The sequence below is a fragment of the Bradyrhizobium sp. USDA 376 genome (assembly GCF_054063675.1).
This window is the reverse complement of record NZ_JBSSGN010000001.1, coordinates 3834433-3857420: the sequence shown is the minus strand read 5'-3', so window position 1 is coordinate 3857420 and position 22988 is coordinate 3834433. Positions and strand designations below refer to the sequence as shown.

Below are 22988 nucleotides of genomic sequence, written 5' to 3'. Positions count from 1 at the left end.
TTGGCCTTTGCTCAAGAGGAATTTCGTCGACTGTCTCCCCGTCATCCTGAGGTGCGAGCCGTACGACGCGTCGCGTCCTACGGAGAGCCTCGAAGGATGAACGGTCGAGGTGCCGCCGGGGCCGTCGCCCTTCGAGGCTCGCCGAAGAGGCGAGCACCTCAGGGTGACGGGGATGCATTTGGGCGCGCAGCCCACTTCCACATCGTCATTGCGATGACGGCTTCGCCGTCATTTCTTATCCCGAAAATACGGCTCGACCGGACCATGCACCTTGATGGTCAGCGGATTGCCGTAGCGGTCCTTGGCGTTGCCGGCGGTGACGCGGACCCAGCCTTCGCTGATGCAGTACTCCTCGACATTGGTCTTCTCGATGCCCTTGAAGCGGATGCCGACGTCGCGCGCCAGGATGTCCGCATTGTAGTAGGGGCTGTTCGGGTCGACCGAGAGGCGGTCGGGAAATTCGTCGCTCATGATTGTCTCGCTTACAACAGGGTCTCGATTTGCTGCCGCAATCCTTCGGGCCGGGCGGTCGGCGCGTAGCGCGCGATGACCTTGCCGGCACGGTCCACCAGGAATTTGGTGAAATTCCATTTGATGGAGGCCCCTAACAGGCCGGATTGCTGACGTTTCAGGTACTCATACAAGGGATGCGCATTGGCGCCGTTGACGTCGATCTTCTCGAACAGCGGGAAGGTGACGTCGTAATGGGTCGAGCAGAATTCCTGGATCTCGCTTGCCTGCCCCGGCTCCTGCGCGCCGAACTGGTTGCAGGGAAAGCCGAGCACCGCGAAGCCGCGCGGCGAGAGATCGCGGTAGAGATCCTCGAGGCCGCGATATTGCGGCGTGAAGCCGCATTTGCTCGCGGTGTTGACGATCAGCAGCACCTGCCCCTCGAACCGGCGCATCGACACTTCGTCGCCGGCAAGCGAGTTGGCCTTGTAGTCGTAGATCACAGACATCACTAACCCACGGGGTCGATCGGCGACGGCGGCACGCCGCCGGCCTCGATCGCTTCGCCTGCGAGCAGGCACAGATCCTCGCGATAGCGTCCCGACACGATATGCACGCCGACCGGCGCCTTGCCGACGAGGCCGGTGGAGACCACGAGGCCGGGCAGGCCCATGAACGGAATCGCAATCTGCGGCAGCTGCGCTTCCCAGACGCGCTTGAAGGACTCCTCGTCCTTGCGATCGAGATGATCGGGGAACGGCAGCTCGCCGGAGACCGGCGTCAGCAGCACGGCGTATTTTTCGAAGAACAGCATCCAGTCGCGCGTCAACGTGGCTCTTCGGGTCAGCGCCTTCGCGAAGTTCGCCTGATCCATCGGCGTGACCCTGCTGCGGTTACCGCGCAGGCATGCCAGCGCGCCGGGATCGCCTTCGCGCTCGGCCATTTCGAGCTGCGCCTCATAACCGTCGCCGAGCCACAGCTTGATCTGCCACTCGACCGCTTCGCGCATCGGCGGGGCGTTCTCGATGACGTCGACGGTCCAGCCCGCGCGCTCCAGGCGCTTGCCGGCATCGCTCACGGCGGCCTTCACCTCCGGCGTCGTGGCAAGGCCGTCCGGGTTGAGGCAGAGCGCGGCACGCTTCGGCCGCACGGGGCCTTCGAGCGGCGCCGGCACATACCAGGGATCGCGGATGTCGCGGGCCGACATCGCTTCGAGCGAGATGCGCAGGTCATTGACCGTGCGGGCCAGCGGGCCCGACACCGCCATGATCTGCGGCCCGATCGGGCGCTCCGGCAGCACCGGGTTGAAGGCGGGGATGCGGCCAAGGGTCGGGCGCAGGCCGTGCACGCCGCAGGCATAAGCGGGGTAGCGGATCGAGCCGGCGATGTCGGTGCCGTGGGCGATGTGGCCGATGCCGGCCGCGACCGCCGAGCCGGCGCCGCCGGAGGAACCGCCCGGCGTCAACGAGGCATCGCGGGGGTTCTTGGTGTCGCCATGGACCAGGTTGGTGGTGAACCAACGATAGGAGAAGGCCGGGCAATTGGTGCGGCCGAGCAGCACGGCGCCGGCTTTGCGGAAATTGGCGACCACCGGATTGTCCTCGCGCGCGATCAGGTCGCGCTGCAGCTTAAGGCCGTTGGTGGTGGCAAAGCCTTCCTGGTCGACATTGGCCTTGATGGTGACGGGCACACCGGCGAGCACGCCGGGATCCTCGCCCCGGCTAATGGCGGCATCGACGGCGTCGGCCTGCTTGAGCACATCCTCCGGGCGGTGGTCGATCACGGCATTGAGCGCGGGGTTGACCGCGTCCAGGCGGTCGAGGCCGGCCTTGGCGGCCTCTCGGGCGGACACCTTCTTGGATCTGACGAGGGTGGCGAGGTCGGCGGCCGACAGGCGCCAGAGATCTTGCATGGCTTGCTCCGTGTGACCGGCGTCTTTTAGCGCCGGGAACGCAGCAAAGCCATGCGGATTTCGCAGGGGCGAGGGCCTGATGTCGGTGCTGCACAGGTCTCACCACAGGGCACGCTGCAACCTCTCCCGCCTGCGGGAGAGGGAGCGCAGCTTGCGCGCCTCTAATGCCTTGTCGCCGACTGGTCCGGCATGTCCAACAGTGCCTCGGTGAAGGGAAACTCCAGCACGATGTCCCCGTCGACGTCGGTGACCTCGATGACCGCCTCCAGCAGCGCCGGCTGGGTTCCTTCCGACTTCAGGACCTCCAGGATCATTTGGCGGGCGACCTCCCAGGCGCGATCGGGATTGCGCAGGTCCTCGCCGTCAGGATCCACGATCAATTCGTCGCCGATGCGGGTGTTGAAGAAATATCTGGGCATGCCTGATCCAATGGGGTCGCCTGTAGCCGATTGGAAGCCGTTCTATACTCACAACTGGTTTATCCCGACAGGGACCACGACCTATCGGCAATTTTGCGGATGTCATTCGCTCATCTTTGCGGCCGGAATACGCTCTCTTTGCAGCGCAGCAATTCCGCCGGCCTACGACCTTGGTCGGGAAAATTTCACTGGCGAACTTTTCCGCCCGCATTAATTTATCTGCGGGCGGACACGTCCGAATTCGCGAAATGGAGAGCCAAAATGGCCTGGAAAGCCCCGAAGATCGTCGAAGTGCCCTGCGGCATGGAAATCAACATGTATGTGAGCGCCACCCGCAAGTAAGCGGTTGGTGAGTTCGCGTTCAGCGCTGGTGGGTCTTTCGGTCACGATCGGTTTCCGGACGTAGGAAACGGTGTCGACCTGAGATCCACCTCGCGACGTTCCCTCCAGGAGACGGATCATGCTTCGCGTCGTCGTCCTGGGCGCCGGGGCCGGCGGCGGGGTGCCGCAATGGAATTGCGGCTGCGAGGGTTGCCGCGCGGCCCGTGCGAATGGACATGAGCTCTATCGAACCCAGGCGTCGGTTGCCTTCAGCGGCGATGGCGAGCACTGGTTCCTGATCAACGCCTCGCCCGATCTTCGCCAGCAATTGAACGCCACGCCGCAACTGCATCCCAAGGCGGGGGCGCTGCGCCATACGCCGGTTGCGGGCGTAATCCTGACCAACGGCGAAGTCGATGCCGTGGCCGGCCTGCTGTCGATGCGCGAAGGCTCGCCCTTCACGGTCTATGCGCATGAGAAGGTGCTGGCGATCCTGAACAGCAACAGCATCTTCAACGTGCTGAACGAGAAGAACGTGCGGCGCCAGCCGATCAGTGTCGGTGAGCCGTTCGAGCCGCGGCTGCCCGACGGCGCCCGCGCGGGGCTCGAGGTGCTGCCCTTTGCCGTCCCCGGCAAGTCGGCCTGGTATCTGGAAGGCAAGGCGCATCCGGGCGGCGAGACCGGCGACGGCGACACGCTGGGGCTGAAGGTCACCGACAAGGCCACCGGCAAGTGCTTCTACTTCATCGCCGCCTGCGCCGAGGTCACTGATGCGCTGAAGGCCGAGATCGACGGCGCCGCGCTGGTGTTCTTCGATGGTACGGTCTGGCGGGACGACGAGATGATCAAAGCCGGGCTCGGCCACAAGACCGGCAAGAGCATGGGCCATGTCGCGATGTCCGGCGCCGACGGCGCGATCGCGCGGCTCGCCGACCTCGATATCGACAGGAAGATATTTCTGCATATCAATAACTCGAACCCGGCGCTGCTGCCCGCCTCCCCGGAGCGGAAAATGGTAGAACAGGCGGGCTGGCAGATACCTCGGGATGGAACGGAGATCGTGCTGTGAATGCCGCGTCCATGACTGGAATGACCGCGCTCTCGATCGGCAAGGACTTGAGGCTCACGAGCGCCGAGGAGCTCGAGGCGACGCTGCGCCATATCGGGGCGACGCGCTATCACAGCCTGCATCCGTTCCATAAGCTGCTGCACGGCGGCAAGCTGAACAAGGGCCAGGTGCAGGCCTGGGCGCTCAACCGCTACTATTACCAGAGCACCATCCCGATCAAGGACGCGGTGGTGATCTCGCGCTTCCGCGACCGCGCCACGCGCGTGGAATGGCGCCACCGCATCGAGGACCATGACGGCGATGTCGGCAGCGAGGGCGGCATCGAGCGCTGGCTGAAGCTGACCGAAGGGCTCGGGCTCGACACCGCTTACGTGGAATCCACCGAAGGCATCTTGCCGGCAACGCGCTTCGCGGTGGAGGCTTACGTGCACTACTGCCGCGAGAAGAGCCCGCTGGAGGCGATCGCCTCCTCGCTCACCGAGCTGTTCGCGCCGAACCTGCATGAAGAGCGCATCTCCGGCATGCTGGAGCATTACGACTTCGTCAACCCCGACATCATGAGCTACTTCAAGCGGCGCCTGGCACAGGCGCCGCGCGATGCCAATTTCGCGCTCGACTACGTCAAGTCGCATGCGACGACGCCGGAGCAGCGCGCGCTGGTGTGCAACGCGCTGATCTTCAAGACCAACGTGCTGTGGGTGCAGCTCGACGCGCTCCAGCATGCCTATGTCGAGGGGAACATTCCGCCGGGCGCGTTCGTGCCCAAAGAAAACTAAGAAGGCGAGTTAAGAGGAACTGCGATGGCCGGGCCGCGTCATATCAGCGTCAGCGAGACAAGCCGCCCCGTGCTGCCGCGGCATGCCAAGCTGAAATATGACGACACGCGACAAGTCTGGGTGATCCTGGCGCCGGAGCGCGTGCTGGCGCCTGACGAGATCGCGGTCGAGGTTTTGCAGCTCTGCAACGGCGAGCGCAATGTCGGCGACATCGCCGATCAATTGGCGGCGAAATACGCCGCGCCGCGCGAGGCAATCCTCACTGACGTCATCGCCATGCTGCAGGATCTCGCCGACAAGGGCTTCCTCACCGAGGCCCGGGAGAAGACGTCATGAGCGACGTGCTCGGCAACATCGCGCCCGGGATGAGCGACAGCCTCGCGGTGCTGGAGAAGCAGCGCTCGACGGCGGAGACGTTTGGCATTCCGCTCGCCGTGCTGCTGGAGATCACCCACCGCTGCCCGCTGCAATGCCCCTACTGCTCCAACCCGGTCGAGCTCGACCGCTCGGGCAAGGAGCTGACCACCGAGGAATGGAAGAAGGTCTTGAGCGAGCTCGCCGAGATCGGCGTGCTGCAGGTGCATTTCTCCGGCGGCGAGCCGACGGCGCGCAAGGATCTCGTCGAACTGGTCAAGCATGCAAGCGACGCCGGGCTCTACACCAACCTGATCACGTCGGCCGTGCTGCTGACGCGCGAGAAGCTCAGCGACCTCGCCGACGCCGGGCTCTGCCATGTGCAGATCTCTTTCCAGGGCGTCGAGGAAGGCCTTGCCGATCGCGTCGCCGGCTACAGGAACGGTCATCGCAAGAAGCTCGAGGTCGCAAAGTGGACGCGCGAGCTCGACCTGCCGCTCACCGTGAACGCGGTGATGCACCGGCAGAACCTGCATCAGCTCCCCGACATCATCCAGATGGCGCTCGATCTCGATGCCGACAGGCTCGAGGTCGCCAATGTCCAGTATTACGGCTGGGCGCTGAAGAACCGCGCCGCCCTGATGCCGACCGTGGCGCAGCTCGACGAATGCACCCGGCTCGTCGAGGAGGCACGCGAGCGGCTGAAGGGCCGGCTGACCATCGACTACGTCGTGCCGGATTATTACGCGTTGCGGCCGAAGAAGTGCATGGGCGGCTGGGGCCGGCAGTTCTTCAACATCTCGCCCGCCGGCAAGGTGCTGCCGTGCCATGCCGCCGAGAGCATCACCGGGCTCGACTTCGAATCGGTGCGCTCGAACCATTCGATCGCCTGGATCTGGCAGAACTCGGAGGCCTTCAACCGCTATCGCGGCACCGGCTGGATGAAGGAACCGTGCAAATCTTGCGAATTCCGCGAGATCGATTTCGGCGGCTGCCGTTGCCAGGCCTTCGCGCTGACGGGCGATGCCGCCAACACCGATCCGGCCTGCGCGCTGTCGCCGCTTCACGAGACCATCTTCAAGCAGGCCGAGCGCGAGGCCGAGGGCGAGACCAACCGCTTCCTCTATCGCAATTTCGCCGGCGGCACTCTGGAATCCGAGAATGGTGCCTGACGCCGACGCGGCCGCATCCGCCAAACGCGCCGATCCCTTTGCGCCGCTGACTTCCGACATGCTCGACGTCGGCGACGGCCATGAGCTCCATGTCGAGAGCGTCGGTCGCGCCGACGGCATCCCTGCGGTCTATCTGCATGGCGGGCCCGGCAGCGGCTGCCAGCCCGACCATCGTCGGCTGTTCGACCCCGACCGCTTCTGCGCCGTGCTGTTCGACCAGCGCGGCTGCGGCCGCAGTCGGCCGAAGGGATCGCGCGAGCACAACACGACGGCGCATCTCGTCGCCGACATGGAAAAGATCCGCGAAAAATTCGGCTTCGCGCGCTGGATGCTGGTCGGCGGCTCCTGGGGCGCGACGCTGGCGCTGGCCTACGCCGAGGCGCATCCCGAGCGCGTCTCCGGCATTGCGCTCCGCGCAACCTTCCTGGGCACGCGGGCCGAGGTCGTGACGGCCTTCACGACGCGCCTGTCGCAATTCTATCCAGCGCTTTACGAGGATTTCCTCAGCGTGCTGCCGCAAGAGGAGCGGGAGCGGCCGGTGGACGCCTATTGGCGCCGCATCCTCGATGCCGACCCGGCCGTGCATGGACCGGCGGCGAAGGCCTGGCACGATACCGAGCGCATCTTGTCCGAGCACAAGGCTGCAAAGACGCGGCTGGACCTCGCCTCGCTGAACGTGTGGCGGACATTGCCGGCAACGCCGTTCATGGAGGCGCATTATTTCGTCAACAATTCCTTCATGAGCAAAGACCAGTTGCTGCGAAACGCGGGCCGGCTCGCCGGCATTCCCGGCATCATCGTGCAGGGGCGCTATGATCTGTTGTGCCCTCCTGAGACATCGCAGGCGCTCGCGAAGGCTTGGCCCGGTTCCGAGCTTCGCATCGTGGAAGAAGCCGGACATTCGCTCTATGATACCGGCGTGAGGGACGCGGTCATGAGGTCGATCGCGGACCTTGCTTCGAAGATTCCGCGACAGGGATCTATCTCCTCATCCTGAGGAGCGCGCCCTTCGCGCGCGTCTCGAAGGATGAAAGGCCGAGATGCAACAGCAGGGGCCTTTCATGGTTCGAGACGCGCGAAGATGCGCTCCTCACCATGAGGGGTGAGCATGGAAGGACAAGAACAATGCCGCTCGCCGGGAAAGGCATGCTGCTGACGTCGATGAATATCGACGCCGCCGATGAGGCCGATTTCAACCGCTGGTACGATCGCGAGCATCTGGAAGAGCGCGTCGCGATCGAGGGATTCCTGGAAGCGCGTCGCTATGTCGCGCATGCCGCCAATCCCAAATATCTCTCCCTGTACTCGACCGCGACGCTCGACGTGCTCGACAGTCCGGCCTACCGGGCGCGGCTCGCCAACAAAACCGAATGGTCGCGGCGGAGCATGGCGCGTTTCAAGGACATGCTGCGCGTGGTCGCGCGCACCACGATCAGTAACGGCACGGGCCGCGGCGCTGCGCTCGGCGTGGTGCGGCTGCGGCCGACGCCTGATAATGCCGCGCCTTGGCGTGATGCACTGCAAGAAAAGCTGGCGCCGGAAAAGCACGCCGGCATCATCTCGATGCATCTGCTCGAGAGCGAGCCGGAATTGTCGGGCGCAACGGCGGGAATTCCGGCAGTGCGCAACGAGGGTGCACACGACTGGTTCGTGCTGATCGACGGCACCCATGTCGGCGCGGTCTCGGCGGTCATCGCCGAGCGCTTCACCGGTCCCGCCGCATCACCCTTCCCGCTTCCGGTCTCCGTCGGCACCTACTGCCTGATGTGGGACCTCGCGAAGGACGATATCGCGCGCGGCTAAGCGCTACTCGCATCGCAGCATATTGCACCGCACGCACAGCGCGCGCGGCGCGTTAATGCTGTGCACGCGCAGCTCCCATGAAAGCAGGTGATCACCCAAATTTGCCGTTGTGCTTCGGAATGGTTCTAATAAGCTAACCCAATGACGTCATTCAGAAACCGGATCGAAGCGCGCTAAAGCGCTCGCCAAGCTCAAGAAAAGGCCGCGGGGGTCTTTGAGCCTGCGCGGACAGGGTAGGAATGAAACCGACCGATATCGCGGCCCCCGACTACTTTCACAAAGTGGTCGATTGCCAGTGGGCCTGTCCCGCGCACACCCCGGTTCCCGAATACATCCGACTGATCGCACAAGGCCGCTACAGCGACGCCTACATGATCAATTGGCAATCGAACGTGTTTCCCGGAATTCTGGGACGCACCTGTGATCGTCCCTGCGAGCCGGCGTGCCGCCGCGGACGCGTCGAGGAAAATCCAGTGGCGATCTGCCGCCTGAAGCGCGTCGCCGCCGATTTCAAGGACGACATCAAGCAGCGCCTGCCGCGGCCCTCGCCGAAGAATGGCAAGCGTGTTGCCCTTGTGGGCGGCGGTCCGGCGTCGTTGACCGTTGCGCGCGATCTCGCGCCGCTCGGCTACCATTGCACCGTGTTCGACGGCGATCCCGAAGCCGGCGGCATGATGCGCTCGCAGATCCCGAAATTCCGCCTGCCCAATTCCGTCATCGACGAGGAGACCGGCTACATCCTGGGCCTCGGCGTCGACTTCAAGGGCGGCCAACGCATCGACAGCATGAAGTCGCTGCTCGCCGAGAAATATGACGCGATCTTCGTAGGCTCCGGCGCGCCGCGCGGCCGCGAGCTCGACATTCCCGGCCGGAAAGAGGCCGCCGCCAACATCCATATCGGCATCGAGTGGCTGGCCAACGTGTCGTTCGGCCATGTCGACAAGATCGGAAAGCGCGTCATCGTGCTCGGCGGTGGCAATACCGCGATGGATTGCTGCCGCACCGCGCGCCGGCTCGGCGGCGAGACCGTCAAGGTGGTCGTGCGTTCCGGCTTCGAGGAGATGAAGGCCTCGCCTTGGGAGAAGGAAGACGCGCTCCACGAGGACATCCCGATCCTCAACTACATGGTCCCGTTGGCCTTCAAGCATGTCGCCGGCAAGCTGATCGGCGTCACTTTCCAGAAGGTGAAGGCCGAATACGATGCCAAGGGTCGGCGCAACCTGGTGCCTTCGGGCGAGCCCGACGAGACGATCACATGCGACGACGTGCTGGTCGCGGTCGGCCAGGAGAATGCTTTCCCCTGGATCGAGCAGGATTGCGGCATCGAGTTCGACAAATGGCACATGCCCATGGTCGATCCCAAGACCTTCGCCTCGACCAATCCAAAGGTGTTCTTCGGCGGCGATGCCGCGTTCGGCCCGAAGAACATCATCTGGGCGGTGGCGCACGGCCATGACGCCGCGCTGTCGATCCACAAGATGCTCTCGGGCGAGGACATCACCGAACGTCCGCTGCCGGAGGTGCAAATCTCCTCGCAGAAGATGGGCATCCACGAATGGAGCTATGACAACGACATCTCCAACGACAAGCGCTTCAAGGTGCGGCATCGCGACAAGGTCATCGCGCTGAAGGACATCCGCGCCGAGGTCGAGCTCGGCTACGACGTCAAGCTGGCACTGGGTGAGGCCGAGCGCTGCCTGAACTGCGACGTCCAGACCGTGTTCTCGACCTCGCTCTGCATCGAGTGCGACGCCTGCGCCGACATCTGTCCGATGGATTGCATCACCTTCACTGACAACGGCGAAGAGAGCGACCTGCGCCAGCGCCTGAAGGCGCCCTCGCCGCGTCCGGACCAGGACCTCTACGTCTCCAGTGACCTGAAGACCGGGCGCGTGATGGTGAAGGACGAGGATGTCTGCCTGCATTGCGGGCTGTGCGCCGAGCGTTGTCCCACCGGCGCCTGGGACATGCAGAAATATTTCATCGATATGACCCACGCAGGTTCGACATGTCCGACAAAAAGCCGATCAGCAGCGTAAACGACTTCGTCGTCCGCTTCGCCAACGTCAACGGCTCGGGCTCGGCCAGCGCCAACGAGATGTTCGCGCGCGCGATCCTGCGCCATGGCGTTCCCGTGAGCCCGCGCAACATCTTCCCCTCCAACATCCAGGGCCTGCCGACCTGGTACGAGGTGCGGGTGACGGAGGCCGGCCATCTCGGCGCGCGCGGCGGCGTCGACATGATGGTGGCGATGAACCCGCAGACCTGGGACAAGGACGTCGCCGGCATCGAGCCCGGCGGCTATCTGTTCTACGATTCCACCAAGCCGATGCCGTCGACCAAATTCCGCGACGACATCACCGTGATCGGCGTACCGCTCACCGCGATCACCAACTCGACCTATACCGATCCGCGCCAGCGCCAGCTGTTCAAGAACATCATCTATCTGGGCAGCCTCTCGGCGCTGCTCGACATGGACCCGAAGCTGATCGAGCAGCTGATCGGCGAGCAGTACAAGGGCAAGGAGAAGCTGCTCTCCTCCAACGTCCATGCGCTGCATCTCGGCCGCGACTGGGCGCTGCAGAACCTGAAATGCCCGATCGGGCTGCGGGTGAAGAAGTCCGACAAGGTCGGCGACCGCATCTTCATCGAGGGCAACAGCGCTGCCGCGCTCGGCGCCGTCTATGGCGGCGCCACCGTGTGCGCCTGGTATCCGATCACGCCGTCTTCGTCGGTGGCGGAGGCCTTCACCGCGCATTGCAAGAAGTACCGACACGATCCGGAGACCGGCAAGGCGAAATACGCCATCGTGCAGGGTGAGGACGAGCTGGCTTCGATCGGTATCGTCATCGGCGCGTCCTGGAACGGCGCCCGCGCCTTCACCGCGACCTCGGGCCCCGGCATCTCGCTGATGACGGAATTCATCGGCCTCTCCTACTTCGCCGAGATCCCGGCGGTGATCATGAACATCCAGCGCGCCGGTCCCTCCACGGGCATGCCGACCCGCACCCAGCAATGCGACATCATCGCCTGCGCCTATGCCTCGCATGGCGATACCAAGCATGTGCTGCTGTTCCCGGAAGACCCGGCCGAGGCCTTCGAATTCGCGGCCGCCGCCTTCGACCTCGCCGAGCGGCTGCAGACCACGATCTTCCTGATGCTCGACCTCGACATCGGCATGAACCACCGGCTCTGCCGCCCGCTGAAGTGGGATGACGCCCGGCAATATGACCGCGGCAAGATCATGACCGCGGAGATGCTGGAAGAGGGCCGCGACTTCGGCCGCTATCTCGACGTCGACGGCGACGGCATTCCCTACCGCACCTATCCCGGCACGCATCCGACCAAGGGCTCCTACTTCACCCGTGGCACCTCGCGCGACCGCTATGCACGCTACTCGGAGGAAGGCACGGTCTACGCGGACAACATGCAGCGCCTGGTGCGCAAGTTCGAGACCGCGCAGGATCTGGTGCCGCGGCCGCTGCAGGCCAATGCGGAACGGCCGACCAAATATGGCGTGATCTATTTCGGCTCGACCTCGCCGGCGATGGACGAGGCGATCGGCCTGCTGGAGGCACGCGGGCATCAGCTCGACCGGCTGCGCATCCGCGCCTTCCCGTTCCATTCGAGCGTGGCGAGCTTCCTCGCCGAGCACGATTTCGTCTACATCGTCGAGCAGAACCGCGACAGCCAGCTCCGGCAGCTCATCGTCAACGAGAACGGCATCGATCCGGTGCGCCTCGTGCCGATCGTGCACTACGACGGTTCACCGATTACCGCTCGCTACATCGCAAAAGCCATTGGCGACCACCAGGATCAGCTCAAGGTGACCCCGCTCCGGAAGGCCGTGTCATGACCTACATTGCAAAACCGAAATTCCATCATCCCGGCCTGAAGAAGAACGAGCTCGGCTACACCCATCGCGACTACGAGGGCAAGATCTCGACGCTGTGCGCGGGCTGCGGCCACGATTCGATCACGGCATCGATCATCGAGGCCTGCTACGAGCTCTCGATCGAGCCGCATCGGGTGGCAAAGATCTCCGGCATCGGCTGCTCGTCGAAGACGCCGGACTATTTCCTCGGCAATTCGCACGGCTTCAACTCCGTGCACGGGCGCATGCCCAGCGTGCTCACCGGCGCCAACCTCGCCAACCGCGACCTGATCTATCTCGGCGTCTCCGGCGACGGCGATTCCGCCTCGATCGGCTTCGGCCAGTTCGCGCATTCGATCCGGCGCGGCGTCAACATGACCTATATCGTCGAGAACAACGGCGTTTACGGCCTGACCAAGGGCCAGTTCTCGGCCACCGCCGACCGCGGCTCGAAGAGCAAGAAGGGCGTCACCAACACCGACAACGCCATCGACCTCGTCGCGATCGCGCTGCAGCTGGGCGCAACCTTCGTGGCGCGCTCGTTCTCCGGCGACAAGAGCCAGCTGGTGCCGCTGATCGCGGCCGCCATCGGCCACAAGGGTGCGTCCTTCATCGACGTCATCAGCCCCTGCATTGCCTTCAACAACCACGCCGGCTCGACCAAGAGTTTTGACTATGTCCGCGAGCACAATGACGCCGTGAACCGGCTCGACGTGCTGGTCGGCCGCGATCCGATCGCGGTGGACTACGCGCCGGGCACGGTGCAGATGGTCGAGCAGCATGACGGCAGCAAGATCGCGCTGCGCAAGATCGACGCCGACTATGATCCGCATGATCGTCTCGGCGCCCAGACCTTCCTCGCGAAGCACGCCGCCAAGGGCCAGATCGTCACCGGCCTGCTCTATGTCGACCCCGACGCGGAGGACCTGCACGAGCACCTCAACACGGTCGAGACGCCGCTCAACATGCTGGAGGCGGACACGCTGTGCCCGGGCTCGGCGGTGCTGGACAAGATCAACGCCAGCCTGCGCTAGCAGGCAACCGAATCGTCATGTGGCGCGCGCAGCAGCATGGTAGGTGCGGCAGGTTTCCAGAAGCATTTCTGTCGTCACATTGAAGCCGGCCGTCCCAATCTGCACCCTGTCCACACCAAGCGTCCTGTTGGTGAGTTGGATGGGGTGGCGCTTCGGTCCGATGTGGAACCGAATATAGTCGGCGGCCCGGCTGAGTCTGAGCAGCAGAAATCGCTCACGGTTCTGGTGCGAAATGTCCTCCACCAGCTTCCATGGAATGACTTCTTCGGCAATTCGTCTGTCGCGAATGCCGTCTCGGCTGATAACGACAATGGGTCCCTCTACTCGCCTCCACAGCCAGACCACCGCAACGGTGCCCAGGCCGAAGAAAACCAAACCAACATAGCCTGCGACGACCCCGACGGCGCCCTTCAAGGTCCCCGCCGGTCCCGATCCGCCAATTGCTATCCATTGAAACGCCAGACTTGCGCTCGCGAGCGTCATGAGGACGCCCGCCCCGATCAAGCCAACCAATCGGAGCGGTGAATATCCAATCTCGATCGTGGGCAGTTCTAGATTTGACGCCATGGTTGAGGTCCGAAAAAGAAGAACGCAGCGATGCTGACGTGCGCATCCTTCTCGGAAATCGTTAACAGAAAGCATCTTGCTCGCCGAGGTAGCGCCAGTTTCGCTGTTGACACGCCCGTGAACACGCTGGAAGCGGACACGCTCTGCCCGGGCTCGGCGGTGCTGGACAAGATCAACGCCAGCCTGCGCTGATCACTTGCCGGCAACTGGTTGCCTGACACGTATGGTGATCTTCTCGGACACGACGGGCGGCTCGAACGGATAGTGCTTGGCGTCGCCGAGCACCAGTTGCAGCGTGTGCGTCCCCGGTGGAAGTTCGAGCATGGTTTCGGTCTGCCCGGCCCCGAAATGCAGATGCGACTTGTCCTGCGGAATTGGCTCCTTGGGATCGATGGGATCGTTGACGTCGACCAGCAAATGATGATGGCCGGCGTTCTGGTAATCGTCGCCGGCATGCGTCACGCCCATGTTCCGCAAGCCGAACCGAACCCAGAACCCGCCGCGAACCTTCTGCCCGTCACGCGGGGTGATGAAATAAAGCTTGGCATCCTTGGGGGCGGTCTTGCCCTGCGCGTAGGCTGCGCCGGGAGGCAATGCGATCGCCGCCGCCAATGCGGCGCAAAAAATGATCTTCATCAAATCCACTCCAGCACTTACGGACTGAGCGCGACCCGGAATCCATGCGTGGGATAACGAACATTGGTGTCGTAACCATCGCGGTTGGATGGCCGCACATATCGCGAATCGTTCTTCCAGGAGCCCGAGCGCAGGACGTGAGAGCCGCAGTCCCCGCTGCTCCAGGACGATCCGTCAGTCGGCGCGCCCTGATAGGTCTTGTGCCAGCAATCGTCGACCCATTGATCGACGCCGCCGCCCATGTCGTACAGCCCGAACGGGTTTGGCTTGAAGCTGCCGACCTTCGCCGGCTGCTCGGTCCCGAGGTTGCCGCAATCCTTGCAGCCGGCCATGCCCGACTGGAGCTTGTCGCCCCACCAGTACTTGCTCTGCGTTCCGCCGCGCGCCGCGTACTCCCATTCGGCTTCGCTCGGAAGCCGGTAGGGCTTCTTCGTCGCCTGCGCGAGCCAGGCGGCATATTGCTGCGCGTCGGTCCAGCTCACGTTGCTGACGGGGGCATCGTCCTTGCCGGTCGCCGTGAAGCCGCACGCCTTCGCAGCAGCGCATTCGTTCCACTCCTGCACCGTCACCGGATATTTGCCGATCGAGAACGGCTTGATCGTGACCTGGTGGACCGGGCGTTCCGTCGGATCGTCATTGCTCCCCATGGCGAAGCTGCCGCCACGAATGGCGATCATTTCGGGTTCTCGGACCGCCGTCACCGATGGACTGGATGCCGGAGACGGTGAAGGCGACGCTGCAGGCGATGGCGTCGTTGCGGGCAACGGAGAAGCCGCCGGTGCGGCTTGTGGCGCCGGTACCGCCGGGCTCGGTAGCGACGGAACGGATTGCGCCGTCGGCGAAGCTGACGGCGCCGCGATCGGAGGAGCGGCAGCCTGTTGCCCCACCTGGCTGCGGTGCTGCACCAGCACGTACCAAAGCACGTAGCCGGCAATCACCAGCAATGCCGCGATCAGAAGAAACAGCAGGACGCTCTCGCGCCGGCTTCGCGTCCTACCCACCGCGTCTGCATCCGGAAGCACGCGATAGACACGCACGGGGTCGGTGATGTTCTTGACCTTGCGGTCCCCGAGCGACTCATAGCCACAGACGACCTTGTGCTTGATCTGCTCGTAGATCGCCCCGGAAATGTAGACCTGACCGGGCTCCGCAATGCCTTCGATGCGTGTGGCGATGTTGACGCCGTCGCCGTAGACATCGTCCGGCTCTACGATGACGTCGCCGAGATTGACGCCAATCCGGTATTCGAGCCGTGAATGCTTGGGAAGCGGGGCGTTGCGGCCGATGAGATTCTGCTGGATGACGATGCTGCATCGAACGGCCTCGACGGGGCTGTCGAAAATGGCGATGAAGCCGTCGCCCGTCGTCTTCACCAGCGTGCCATGGTGCTCGACGATGCTGGGCTGGATGATATCCCGCTCGATCCGCTTGACGCGGACATGCGTGCCCTCCTCGTCGGCCTGCATGATGCGACTGTAGGAAGCGATGTCGCCGACAATGATCGCCGCGAGACGACGAGGTATGGGGCCGTGTGCAGGCGGCCCGTCCTGATTTCCGGATCTGAAGTTGCGAATTTCGCCCATTGCGGGGGACTCCACACACGACGAGAGGCGGCCCCACTCTACGACTGCCAAGAGCAATCGCCTGTGAAGGCTATCACATCGACGAATGGGGACAATGTCGAATGGCTGACAGCATCGAGTTCCCAAAAAACGAAGGCCCGCGCCGATTGAACCTTCCTGCCTTGAGGTTCGACTAAGGCCGCACATGGAACCGGGCCGCCTCGCTCCGCTCTGCGCGTGTATGCGAGTTGAGCGCGTCATGGATGCGGCGACTGCCAACACGCAGTGTTTCGTGAAAGCAATGCGGTCCGCCTCGGCTGCGGCCCGGACTAGAGCCTTTCCCGTTCCGATGGAATCGGAACGGGGCTCTAGATTCTTGTTTTGACGCGTTTTCTTGACGCGAACCGGTACCCACTTCGCTCGAAAACGCTCTAGCTGACCGGCTCGGGCTCAGCTGCGGCGCGACCTGTATATGCCAGCCGTCCGGCCGTCCAGTATTGCTTACAGGTCTCGAACAGCGTTTCGCCGTCCATGGTCAGGCCGCCCATGACGAGCACGCCGTCCGCACCAATGGGCTTGTTCAGCAGCGACAAGACGCGCTTCAGAAAGCCGCCTTCGAACCGCTCGGCGAGAAGAGGATCGACCTGAAGAACGACGATCCTCTGGCTGCGATACCGAAAGATCGAGATGTCCCGCACCGATCGCCACGAGATGGTGTCGTCGGCGATCCTGGTGTCGCGAATGCCGACACGGGTGATGAAGAGGACCGGCTCCCTGGCGGAGATCAACGTCCAGAGCGTCTTGCAAGTGGCCAGGCCGAAAAACACGACGCCGAAATAGCTGAGCGCAATCTGGATCGTGGCGATGTCCCTGCCATAGTGCCAGCTGAATGCGAGCGCGCCGCACAGCAGCGTCGCCAGCAGGCCGGCTCCCAGCAACTTGAACAGCCGCGGAAGGGAATAGCCGATCGCAAGGTTGGGCAAGTTCTGACTTACGGACATTTTGACCGCCACCAGTCATCTGCAGCAACCAGGGGTTTACCAACGCTCCTCCTTCCAAATGATTAAGACGGGAACCTTGCGTGAGGCTGCCCGCAAGGCGTGCGGCCAGGAGCGCTTGAACGCAGCGCTTTCCGCCCGCGACTAAATGCCAGCCGGCTTCCACCTGCGCGTTGCGGATGGACGACGGTTCACACGCCCCGGTGCGATCATGAAGCTTGCCCTCATCCTTCCGCTTGTCCTTGCCGGCTTCGTCGGCGCCGCTCGGGCCGAGGAGGCCGACGACATCCGTGAGGCCACCAAGGCCGAGGCCGACACCTTCAACGCGCGTATGTATGCGGGCAGGCCGGGCGACAAAGCCTATGCCTGCTTCGTCCGCCGTTACGACGCCGAGCATCTGGCACGGCACCCGAAGCAGAAGGTCGCGTCGATGAAGCTGCTGATCTCCGCGGAGGTCGACAAGGAGGACAAGCAGCTCCACAACTCGTTCCGGCTCGGCTTCAGGTATCGCCATCGCAGCGGCGATTTCGATTCCAGCGGCTCCTGTAACCACGCCGTGTTCACCAAGGACGGCACCGAGGTGCGCCTCGGCTGCGGCGTCGACTGCGAGGGCGGCGGCATCGGCGTCGCGCTCTCCAAGGACGACAAGTCGGCGATCGTGCGGCTTGCACGGGTCAGGGTCTGGCAGAACAACAAGCCGGACGACGATGCCGAGCAATCGCTGGTCGCCGGCGCCGACGATGCGATTTTCCGCCTCGATCGCACCGACACCGGCGAGTGCGCCTCGCTCGTGACCGATCGCAAGGAGCTCGCCGCGCTTCGTCACAAATGATATCTGTCCGGCAAAGTCGGGATTGATCGAGGGAGATCGCCATGAACCGCCGGAACGTGTTGTGGAGCGCCGTCTCGGCGTTGGGTGCGGCGTTTGCCGCCTCGCGTGCACAAGCCGCGAGCGAGGCCAACGCGGGCAGCAAGCTCAAGGTCGTCTATCATCTCAGCGACGCCGAGAAGGTCAATTTCGTGCTCGGCAACATCCAGAACCACATCGACGGGGTCGGTGGGCCGGAGCATGTGACGATCGCGCTGGTGATCCACGGGCCGGCGCTGAAGGCGTTTCACTGGGCGCAGGCCAATCCTGATATCAGCAAGCGCGTCGGCGACTTCTCCAGGGATGGCGTGGAGCTCGCCGCCTGCGGCAACACCATGAAGGCGCAGAACGTCACGCTCACGGACCTGCTGCCCGGCTTCGTCAGCGCGGAGAAGGGCGGCGTGGTCCGGTTGGCCGAGCTGCAGTCGCAGGGGTATCTGTATTTGCGGCCGTAGCGTTGCGCGCATCCACGAACTCGGTGCGCCCCCTCCCCCGCCTGCGGGGAGGGTGTCTCCCCAAGCGAGGACCCCCAAGAGGAGAGAACCCTCACCCGGCGCTTCGCGCCGACCTCTCCCGCAAGCGGGAGAGGTAAGAGGAGCTCGCGGGCACCCTCTTCGCACCCAATCCGCATTGCACTTGACTTACCCATAACCCTACGGTTATGAATTAATCCATAACCTATGAGTTATGGATCCGCGTGTCCGCCGCCCAAGACCTCCTGTTCAGGACGCTCGCCGATCCGACCCGGCGGGCGATCTTCGAGCGGCTGTGCCGCGAGGGCGAGCAGACGGTCGGGGCACTGACGCTGCGATCCGGCGTTTCCCAGCCGGCGGTCTCGAAACATCTCGGCGCGCTGAAGCAGGCGGGCCTCGTGCGCGACCGCCATGAAGGACGCCAGACCCATTACAGCGCGCAGCCCGGCGCGCTCAATCCGCTGGTCGACTGGACCAGCCAGATGGCCGGCTTCTGGCAGAACCGGCTCGACGCACTCGATGATCTCCTGAAGAGGATGGACCAATGACCGAAACACGATCCGTCGTCGTCGAGCGCGAGTTTGCCTTCCCGGCGGAGCGGCTCTGGCGCGCGCTGACACAGCCGCATCTGATCGAGGAATGGCTGATGAAGAACGACTTCAAGCCCGAGGTCGGTCATCGCTTCAACCTGCGCGGCGAATGGGGCGGCGTGCTGGATTGCGAGGTGCTCACCATCGAGCCGCGGAAGACGCTCGCCTATACCTGGAATTTCTCGCATGAGGACGCCGCCTTCGATCTCAAAAGCGTGGTGACCTTCACGCTGACGCCGACGAGTGCGGGCACGCATCTGCGCGTCGAACAGGCGGGCTTCAGGGCGACGCAGAAGCAGGCCTATGGCGGCGCGCATGCCGGCTGGAAGCAGTTTTTGGCCAGGCTGGACGAGCTGCTGGCGCGGCCGGATTGAGCGCAGCCATTTCCATCATTGCAGAGGAGGTCCCGTTGCACATGCGGATTCGACAAATTCATCGCTGGCTGTCCATCGCCTTCACGCTCGCCGTCATCGCGAACATCGTCGCCATGACGATGCAGCTCGATGCGGCCTGGATCGGCTTCCTGGCGCTCGTGCCGCTGATCCCGCTGCTCGCGACCGGGCTGTATCTGTTTGCGCTGCCTTATCTTGGCCGGCGTGGCAGTGCGCACAGTGAGGCGAGATCATGAAAAAGGCGGTGGCGGCGAAGAAGAGCAGCGCGAAGGACGCGGACAACGCTTCGCCATCAAAACTGATCGACGGCAGGATCAGGGAGCTCGGCGACTGGCGCGGCGAGATGCTGGCGCGGGTCCGCGGCCTGATCAAGCAGGCGGACCCTGACGTCGTCGAGGAATGGAAATGGCGCGGCGTTCCCGTGTGGGAGCACGACGGCATCATCTGCACCGGCGAGACCTACAAGGAAGTGGTGAAGCTGACCTTTGCCAGGGGCGCGGCGCTGGAGGATCCGGCGGGCCTGTTCAATTCCAGCCTCGACGGCAACGTGCGGCGCGCGATCGATCTTCGCGAGGGCGAAAAGATCAACGAGAAAGCGTTGAAGGCGCTGATCCGGGCGGCGGTGGAGCTGAATGCGGCCAAGAAGAAGCCGGCCAAGAAGCGATCGGCTTAGCGCGCTTTAAGTCGGTATCAGTTCCTGGCGGCGGCCCGAGCAAGCGCCTCGTCCTTCGAGACGACCGCTTCCAGCGGTCTCCTCAGGATGAGGCTAAGCGGCATCTCTGTCTGATGGAATTGCTGCCACGCACTCCGTCCTCATCCTGAGGGCCCGCCAAAGGCGGGCGTCTCGAAGGATGGCCGCGGGCGAGCTATCCGCCACGTCGATGCTCCAGGAGTGCCGACGGCCTCAAGCCACCGCCGCAGGAATCGGACGCGGGCTCACGACGTATTCGCGCAAAACCTTGTCGTTGGCGTCGACCTCGATCAGCGCGACGTCGTAGGTCCAGAGATCTGCGAGATGCTGCAGCACCCGCTTGGCGTCGGTCTCGTTGAGCTGCGAGCCCTTGATGACGTGGTGATGCAGGATCAGCCGGCGATCGCCGGAGAGATCGACGTCGACCACCTCGATATTGGCGTCGATGTAGCCGACATCGTGCTGCCGCGCCAATTCGCGCCGCACGCGGCGGAAGCCGCGCTCGTCGTGGATGGCATCGACGCGGATGCCGGCGCGCTCCTCGGGATCGTCGTGGAGATGGAACATGCGGAAGTGCCGCATCAGCCTGGGGCTCAGGAACTGGCCGATGAAGCTCTCGTCGCGGTAGTTGGCCCAGACGTCGCGCAGCACGCCCATGACGTCGTTCCTGCCGGCGATATCGGGGAACCATTCGCGGTCCTCGTCTTCCGGCCTGGTGACGATGCGCTCGATGTCCTGCATCACGGCGAAGCCGAGCGCATAGGGGTTGAAGCCCGAGAAGCGCGGATCGTCGAATTCGGGCTGGAACACCACGTTGGTGTGCGACCCCAGGAATTCGAGGAAGTTGCCGTCGGTGATGCGGCCCTGCTGATGCAGCTTGGTCATGATGCGATAGTGGACGTAGGTCGCCGTCCCCTCGTTCATCACCTTGGTCTGGCTCTGCGGATAGAAATATTGCGCGATGTGGCGGACAATGCGCAGCAGCTCGCGCTGCCAGGGCGCCAGCCGCGGCGCGCTCTTCTCGAGGAAATACAGCAGGTTCTCCTGCGGCAGGCCGAGCAGCTTGCGGCGCCGCTCGATGCTGAGCGTCGAACGGCTCTTGCTCTTGCCGGCCGGCACGGTGCGCCAGAGATCGTTGAAGACCTCTTCCTCGTGCTGGCGCCTGCGCCCTGCCCGCTTCTCCTCGGCGCGCAGGTCCAGCTTCTTCTTGCCGGGATAGCGATCGATGCCGTGCGACATCAGCGCATGCGCCGCGTCGAGCGTACGCTCGACCTCGGTGCGGCCGTAGCGCTCCTCGCATTGCATGACGTAGTTCTTGGCGAAATCGAGATAGTCCAGAATGCCGTCGGCGTCGGTCCACTGCTTGAACAGATAGTTGTTCTTGAAGAAGTGGTTGTGGCCGAAGGCGGCGTGCGCGATCACCAGCGTCTGCATCGTCGCCGTGTTCTCCTCCATGAGGTAGGAGATGCAGGGCGAGGAGTTGATCACGATCTCATAGGCGAGGCCCATCAGGCCCTTGCGGTAGGAAGCCTCGTGGAAGGCGAAATGCTTGCCGAAGGACCAGTGCTTGTAGAACAACGGCATGCCCACCGACGAGTAGGCGTCCAGCATCTGCTCGGCGGTGATGACCTCGATCTGGTTCGGATAGACGTCGAGTCCGAGATCCTTCAACGCCACCTCCTCACAGGCATCGGTGATGCGCTGCAAGGTGCGAAAATCCCAATCCGCGCCTTCGAACAAACGTTCCGTCATGGAGCGGCTTTCTCCTGGGCAGTATCGCGGCGCTGGAACAGGTCGTGGAACACCGGGAAGATCTCACTGCGCTCGGAGACCTTGCGCATCGAGAGCGGTGCGCCGCTGTTGCGCAGGCGCTCGTAAAGGGTCCAGAGCGAGGAGTCGGAGAGATCGAAGGCGCTGCCGCCGGATTCCCCGACCTCGAGATAGGCAAAGAACTGGCAGACCGGCAGGATCTTGTCGGTCAGCAGCAGGCCCGTGAGCTCGCCGTCGGAATAGGAATTGTCGCCGTCGGAGGCCTGCGCGGCGTAGATGTTCCAGTCCGCGGGATTGAAACGCTCGCGCACGATCTCGTGCATTGCCTGCAGCGCGCTGGAGACCAGCGTGCCGCCTGAGGCCGGGCCGTAGAAGAAGGTCTGCTCGTCCACCTCCTCGGCGCGATCGGTGTGGCGGATGAAGACGATCTCGACATGCTTGTAGCGGCGCTTCAGGAACACGTAGAGCAGCATGTAGAAGCGCTTGGCGAGGTCCTTCATGTGCTCGGACATCGAGCCGGAGACGTCCATCAGGCAGAACATCACGGCCTGCGCGACCGGCTTGGGCACCGTCTCGAAGCGGCGGTAGCGGATGTCGAGCGGATCGATGAAGGGAATGCGCTTCGATTTCGCCTTCAGTGCTTCGAGCTGGGCGATGAGCTCGGTACGCTCGTCCTCGTCCGTGCAGGCGGCGATCGCCGCCTCCAGCTCTTCGATCTCTTCCTTGCGGGGGCGCTTGAGCGCGATGCGGCGCGCCAGCGCGAGCTTCACCGTCCGGCTCACCGAGATGTTGGCGGGCGAGCCCGACGTGGTGTAGCCGGCGCGCTGGATGCCCTCGCTCTCGGTCTGCGCGATCTTGCGCTTGGCGAGATCCGGCAGTTCGAGGTCGTCGAGAAAGAGATCGACGAATTCGTCGCGGGAAAGGACGAAGCGGAAGGCGTCCTCGCTGTCGCCTTCGCCCGGACCGGAGTCCTTGGCGCTGCCCTGGCCGGAGCGCTGGAGATAGTCGCCCTCGATGAACTTCTTGTTCCCGGGCAGCACCATGTCGCGCGTTCCGCCTTCGCGGCGGAAACGCGGCTCGTGCATCCCGTCCAGCGGGATCGTGACCTCACCACCCTCCAGGACGTCCTTGATGTCGCGTTCCTGCGAGGTCTTCTTGACGGCGCCCTGCACCAGGGATTTGGCCCGACGCAAGAACCGCTGCCGGTTCTCAAGACTCTTGCCGCCTGGATTCAGGCGCCTGTCAATAATGTGAATG

Annotated in this window: 27 protein-coding genes; 17 read left to right on the top strand and 10 right to left on the bottom strand. The window is 63.8% G+C overall.

Features of this window, described 5'->3' with window-relative positions:
- Positions 1 to 228: 228 nt before the first annotated feature.
- The 4 genes from ACVJ19_RS18075 to ACVJ19_RS18060 all read right to left on the bottom strand — a co-directional run bounded on the left by ACVJ19_RS18075 (position 229) and on the right by ACVJ19_RS18060 (position 2781).
- Entirely contained in the window at positions 229 to 471 is a 243-nt protein-coding gene (locus ACVJ19_RS18075) for a DUF3297 family protein (RefSeq protein ID WP_035730878.1), read from the bottom strand.
- Between the two features lie 11 nt (positions 472 to 482).
- Positions 483 to 959 carry a glutathione peroxidase gene (locus tag ACVJ19_RS18070; RefSeq protein ID WP_453950384.1) on the bottom strand — a complete coding sequence of 159 codons (477 nt, stop codon included), beginning with the start codon at positions 957 to 959 and terminating at the stop codon, positions 483 to 485.
- A gap of 2 nt (positions 960 to 961) precedes the next feature.
- Positions 962 to 2362 (bottom strand): amidase family protein, encoded by a 1401-nt coding sequence (locus ACVJ19_RS18065; RefSeq protein ID WP_453950383.1) that lies wholly within the window; start codon positions 2360 to 2362, stop codon positions 962 to 964.
- 161 nt (positions 2363 to 2523) lie between these two features.
- Positions 2524 to 2781, bottom strand: a complete 258-nt coding sequence (locus ACVJ19_RS18060; RefSeq protein WP_453950382.1) for a DUF6894 family protein — start codon at positions 2779 to 2781, stop codon at positions 2524 to 2526.
- Positions 2782 to 3042: 261 nt separating this feature from the next.
- Here ACVJ19_RS18060 and pqqA point away from each other — a divergent pair, with 261 nt between their 5' ends.
- From pqqA to ACVJ19_RS18010, 10 genes are all read left to right on the top strand, one after another.
- Positions 3043 to 3123, top strand: a complete 81-nt coding sequence (pqqA, locus tag ACVJ19_RS18055) for a pyrroloquinoline quinone precursor peptide PqqA (protein ID WP_007595659.1) — start codon at positions 3043 to 3045, stop codon at positions 3121 to 3123.
- Positions 3124 to 3241: 118 nt separating this feature from the next.
- Positions 3242 to 4171: a pyrroloquinoline quinone biosynthesis protein PqqB gene (gene pqqB, locus ACVJ19_RS18050; RefSeq protein WP_453950381.1), complete on the top strand. Its 930-nt coding sequence runs from the start codon at positions 3242 to 3244 to the stop codon at positions 4169 to 4171.
- A 20-nt stretch (positions 4172 to 4191) separates the two neighbouring features.
- Positions 4192 to 4947, top strand: coding sequence for a pyrroloquinoline-quinone synthase PqqC (pqqC, locus tag ACVJ19_RS18045; RefSeq protein ID WP_453955156.1), 756 nt, complete (start codon positions 4192 to 4194; stop codon positions 4945 to 4947).
- A gap of 24 nt (positions 4948 to 4971) precedes the next feature.
- The gene (gene pqqD / locus ACVJ19_RS18040) at positions 4972 to 5283 is read left to right on the top strand and encodes a pyrroloquinoline quinone biosynthesis peptide chaperone PqqD (protein ID WP_453950380.1); all 312 of its coding nucleotides are present in this window, start codon (positions 4972 to 4974) and stop codon (positions 5281 to 5283) included.
- Positions 5280 to 6473 carry a pyrroloquinoline quinone biosynthesis protein PqqE gene (gene pqqE, locus ACVJ19_RS18035; protein ID WP_453950379.1) on the top strand — a complete coding sequence of 398 codons (1194 nt, stop codon included), beginning with the start codon at positions 5280 to 5282 and terminating at the stop codon, positions 6471 to 6473. Before pqqD ends, pqqE begins: the two co-directional genes overlap by 4 nt.
- Positions 6463 to 7470 (top strand): prolyl aminopeptidase, encoded by a 1008-nt coding sequence (pip, locus tag ACVJ19_RS18030; RefSeq protein WP_453950378.1) that lies wholly within the window; start codon positions 6463 to 6465, stop codon positions 7468 to 7470. The genes pqqE and pip overlap by 11 nt, the downstream gene beginning before the upstream one ends.
- Positions 7471 to 7598: 128 nt before the next feature.
- A complete protein-coding gene (locus tag ACVJ19_RS18025; protein WP_453950377.1) occupies positions 7599 to 8276 on the top strand; it encodes a hypothetical protein in 678 nt (225 codons plus the stop codon).
- Between the two features lie 239 nt (positions 8277 to 8515).
- Positions 8516 to 10315 carry an FAD-dependent oxidoreductase gene (locus ACVJ19_RS18020; RefSeq protein WP_453950376.1) on the top strand — a complete coding sequence of 600 codons (1800 nt, stop codon included), beginning with the start codon at positions 8516 to 8518 and terminating at the stop codon, positions 10313 to 10315.
- Entirely contained in the window at positions 10285 to 12132 is a 1848-nt protein-coding gene (locus ACVJ19_RS18015) for a 2-oxoacid:acceptor oxidoreductase subunit alpha (RefSeq protein WP_453950375.1), read from the top strand. Before ACVJ19_RS18020 ends, ACVJ19_RS18015 begins: the two co-directional genes overlap by 31 nt.
- Positions 12129 to 13184: a 2-oxoacid:ferredoxin oxidoreductase subunit beta gene (locus ACVJ19_RS18010; RefSeq protein WP_453950374.1), complete on the top strand. Its 1056-nt coding sequence runs from the start codon at positions 12129 to 12131 to the stop codon at positions 13182 to 13184. The genes ACVJ19_RS18015 and ACVJ19_RS18010 overlap by 4 nt, the downstream gene beginning before the upstream one ends.
- Before the next feature lie 15 nt (positions 13185 to 13199).
- On the opposite strand, the gene ACVJ19_RS18005 is transcribed toward ACVJ19_RS18010, so the two are convergent.
- Positions 13200 to 13751 carry an STM3941 family protein gene (locus ACVJ19_RS18005; RefSeq protein ID WP_453950373.1) on the bottom strand — a complete coding sequence of 184 codons (552 nt, stop codon included), beginning with the start codon at positions 13749 to 13751 and terminating at the stop codon, positions 13200 to 13202.
- A 30-nt stretch (positions 13752 to 13781) separates the two neighbouring features.
- On the opposite strand from ACVJ19_RS18005, the gene ACVJ19_RS18000 reads away from it, so the two are divergent.
- Positions 13782 to 13943: a hypothetical protein gene (locus tag ACVJ19_RS18000; RefSeq protein WP_453950372.1), complete on the top strand. Its 162-nt coding sequence runs from the start codon at positions 13782 to 13784 to the stop codon at positions 13941 to 13943.
- Here ACVJ19_RS18000 and ACVJ19_RS17995 read toward each other — a convergent pair whose 3' ends face one another.
- The 3 genes from ACVJ19_RS17995 to ACVJ19_RS17985 form a co-directional block, all read right to left on the bottom strand.
- Entirely contained in the window at positions 13944 to 14387 is a 444-nt protein-coding gene (locus ACVJ19_RS17995) for a DUF4399 domain-containing protein (RefSeq protein ID WP_453950371.1), read from the bottom strand.
- 17 nt (positions 14388 to 14404) lie between these two features.
- Positions 14405 to 15970, bottom strand: a complete 1566-nt coding sequence (locus ACVJ19_RS17990) for an SUMF1/EgtB/PvdO family nonheme iron enzyme (protein WP_453950370.1) — start codon at positions 15968 to 15970, stop codon at positions 14405 to 14407.
- Positions 15971 to 16380: 410 nt separating this feature from the next.
- A complete protein-coding gene (locus tag ACVJ19_RS17985) occupies positions 16381 to 16950 on the bottom strand; it encodes an STM3941 family protein (protein WP_453950369.1) in 570 nt (189 codons plus the stop codon).
- A 208-nt stretch (positions 16951 to 17158) separates the two neighbouring features.
- Between ACVJ19_RS17985 and ACVJ19_RS17980 the strand changes: the two genes are divergently transcribed.
- The 6 genes from ACVJ19_RS17980 (at position 17159) to ACVJ19_RS17955 (ending at position 19943) form a co-directional block, all read left to right on the top strand.
- Positions 17159 to 17779 (top strand): hypothetical protein, encoded by a 621-nt coding sequence (locus tag ACVJ19_RS17980; RefSeq protein ID WP_453950368.1) that lies wholly within the window; start codon positions 17159 to 17161, stop codon positions 17777 to 17779.
- A gap of 41 nt (positions 17780 to 17820) precedes the next feature.
- The gene (locus tag ACVJ19_RS17975) at positions 17821 to 18270 is read left to right on the top strand and encodes a DsrE family protein (RefSeq protein ID WP_453950367.1); all 450 of its coding nucleotides are present in this window, start codon (positions 17821 to 17823) and stop codon (positions 18268 to 18270) included.
- Between the two features lie 242 nt (positions 18271 to 18512).
- Positions 18513 to 18836: an ArsR/SmtB family transcription factor gene (locus tag ACVJ19_RS17970; RefSeq protein ID WP_453950366.1), complete on the top strand. Its 324-nt coding sequence runs from the start codon at positions 18513 to 18515 to the stop codon at positions 18834 to 18836.
- The gene (locus ACVJ19_RS17965) at positions 18833 to 19252 is read left to right on the top strand and encodes an SRPBCC family protein (RefSeq protein ID WP_453950365.1); all 420 of its coding nucleotides are present in this window, start codon (positions 18833 to 18835) and stop codon (positions 19250 to 19252) included. The genes ACVJ19_RS17970 and ACVJ19_RS17965 overlap by 4 nt, the downstream gene beginning before the upstream one ends.
- Before the next feature lie 41 nt (positions 19253 to 19293).
- Positions 19294 to 19506, top strand: a complete 213-nt coding sequence (locus ACVJ19_RS17960) for a hypothetical protein (protein WP_453950364.1) — start codon at positions 19294 to 19296, stop codon at positions 19504 to 19506.
- Positions 19503 to 19943, top strand: coding sequence for a DUF1801 domain-containing protein (locus tag ACVJ19_RS17955; protein ID WP_453950363.1), 441 nt, complete (start codon positions 19503 to 19505; stop codon positions 19941 to 19943). The genes ACVJ19_RS17960 and ACVJ19_RS17955 overlap by 4 nt, the downstream gene beginning before the upstream one ends.
- A gap of 231 nt (positions 19944 to 20174) precedes the next feature.
- On the opposite strand, the gene ACVJ19_RS17950 is transcribed toward ACVJ19_RS17955, so the two are convergent.
- On the bottom strand, positions 20175 to 21713 hold the full coding sequence (locus ACVJ19_RS17950) for a SpoVR family protein (RefSeq protein ID WP_453950362.1): 1539 nt from the start codon (positions 21711 to 21713) through the stop codon (positions 20175 to 20177).
- Positions 21710 to 22987: a YeaH/YhbH family protein gene (locus ACVJ19_RS17945; protein ID WP_453955155.1), complete on the bottom strand. Its 1278-nt coding sequence runs from the start codon at positions 22985 to 22987 to the stop codon at positions 21710 to 21712. The genes ACVJ19_RS17950 and ACVJ19_RS17945 overlap by 4 nt, the downstream gene beginning before the upstream one ends.
- Between the last annotated feature and the right edge of the window lies 1 nt (position 22988).

Bases quoted from the DNA above. Each gene is read 5' to 3' on its own strand.
- ACVJ19_RS18075 (WP_035730878.1), bottom strand. From the start codon at position 471: ATGAGCGACGAATTTCCCGACCGCCTCTCGGTCGACCCGAACAGCCCC.
- ACVJ19_RS18070 (WP_453950384.1), bottom strand. From the start codon at position 959: ATGTCTGTGATCTACGACTACAAGGCCAACTCGCTTGCCGGCGACGAA.
- ACVJ19_RS18065 (WP_453950383.1), bottom strand. From the start codon at position 2,362: ATGCAAGATCTCTGGCGCCTGTCGGCCGCCGACCTCGCCACCCTCGTC.
- ACVJ19_RS18060 (WP_453950382.1), bottom strand. From the start codon at position 2,781: ATGCCCAGATATTTCTTCAACACCCGCATCGGCGACGAATTGATCGTG.
- pqqA (WP_007595659.1), top strand. From the start codon at position 3,043: ATGGCCTGGAAAGCCCCGAAGATCGTCGAAGTGCCCTGCGGCATGGAA.
- pqqB (WP_453950381.1), top strand. From the start codon at position 3,242: ATGCTTCGCGTCGTCGTCCTGGGCGCCGGGGCCGGCGGCGGGGTGCCG.
- pqqC (WP_453955156.1), top strand. From the start codon at position 4,192: ATGACCGCGCTCTCGATCGGCAAGGACTTGAGGCTCACGAGCGCCGAG.
- pqqD (WP_453950380.1), top strand. From the start codon at position 4,972: ATGGCCGGGCCGCGTCATATCAGCGTCAGCGAGACAAGCCGCCCCGTG.
- pqqE (WP_453950379.1), top strand. From the start codon at position 5,280: ATGAGCGACGTGCTCGGCAACATCGCGCCCGGGATGAGCGACAGCCTC.
- pip (WP_453950378.1), top strand. From the start codon at position 6,463: ATGGTGCCTGACGCCGACGCGGCCGCATCCGCCAAACGCGCCGATCCC.
- ACVJ19_RS18025 (WP_453950377.1), top strand. From the start codon at position 7,599: ATGCCGCTCGCCGGGAAAGGCATGCTGCTGACGTCGATGAATATCGAC.
- ACVJ19_RS18020 (WP_453950376.1), top strand. From the start codon at position 8,516: ATGAAACCGACCGATATCGCGGCCCCCGACTACTTTCACAAAGTGGTC.
- ACVJ19_RS18015 (WP_453950375.1), top strand. From the start codon at position 10,285: ATGTCCGACAAAAAGCCGATCAGCAGCGTAAACGACTTCGTCGTCCGC.
- ACVJ19_RS18010 (WP_453950374.1), top strand. From the start codon at position 12,129: ATGACCTACATTGCAAAACCGAAATTCCATCATCCCGGCCTGAAGAAG.
- ACVJ19_RS18005 (WP_453950373.1), bottom strand. From the start codon at position 13,751: ATGGCGTCAAATCTAGAACTGCCCACGATCGAGATTGGATATTCACCG.
- ACVJ19_RS18000 (WP_453950372.1), top strand. From the start codon at position 13,782: ATGCTGACGTGCGCATCCTTCTCGGAAATCGTTAACAGAAAGCATCTT.
- ACVJ19_RS17995 (WP_453950371.1), bottom strand. From the start codon at position 14,387: ATGAAGATCATTTTTTGCGCCGCATTGGCGGCGGCGATCGCATTGCCT.
- ACVJ19_RS17990 (WP_453950370.1), bottom strand. From the start codon at position 15,970: ATGGGCGAAATTCGCAACTTCAGATCCGGAAATCAGGACGGGCCGCCT.
- ACVJ19_RS17985 (WP_453950369.1), bottom strand. From the start codon at position 16,950: ATGTCCGTAAGTCAGAACTTGCCCAACCTTGCGATCGGCTATTCCCTT.
- ACVJ19_RS17980 (WP_453950368.1), top strand. From the start codon at position 17,159: ATGAAGCTTGCCCTCATCCTTCCGCTTGTCCTTGCCGGCTTCGTCGGC.
- ACVJ19_RS17975 (WP_453950367.1), top strand. From the start codon at position 17,821: ATGAACCGCCGGAACGTGTTGTGGAGCGCCGTCTCGGCGTTGGGTGCG.
- ACVJ19_RS17965 (WP_453950365.1), top strand. From the start codon at position 18,833: ATGACCGAAACACGATCCGTCGTCGTCGAGCGCGAGTTTGCCTTCCCG.
- ACVJ19_RS17960 (WP_453950364.1), top strand. From the start codon at position 19,294: ATGCGGATTCGACAAATTCATCGCTGGCTGTCCATCGCCTTCACGCTC.
- ACVJ19_RS17955 (WP_453950363.1), top strand. From the start codon at position 19,503: ATGAAAAAGGCGGTGGCGGCGAAGAAGAGCAGCGCGAAGGACGCGGAC.
- ACVJ19_RS17950 (WP_453950362.1), bottom strand. From the start codon at position 21,713: ATGACGGAACGTTTGTTCGAAGGCGCGGATTGGGATTTTCGCACCTTG.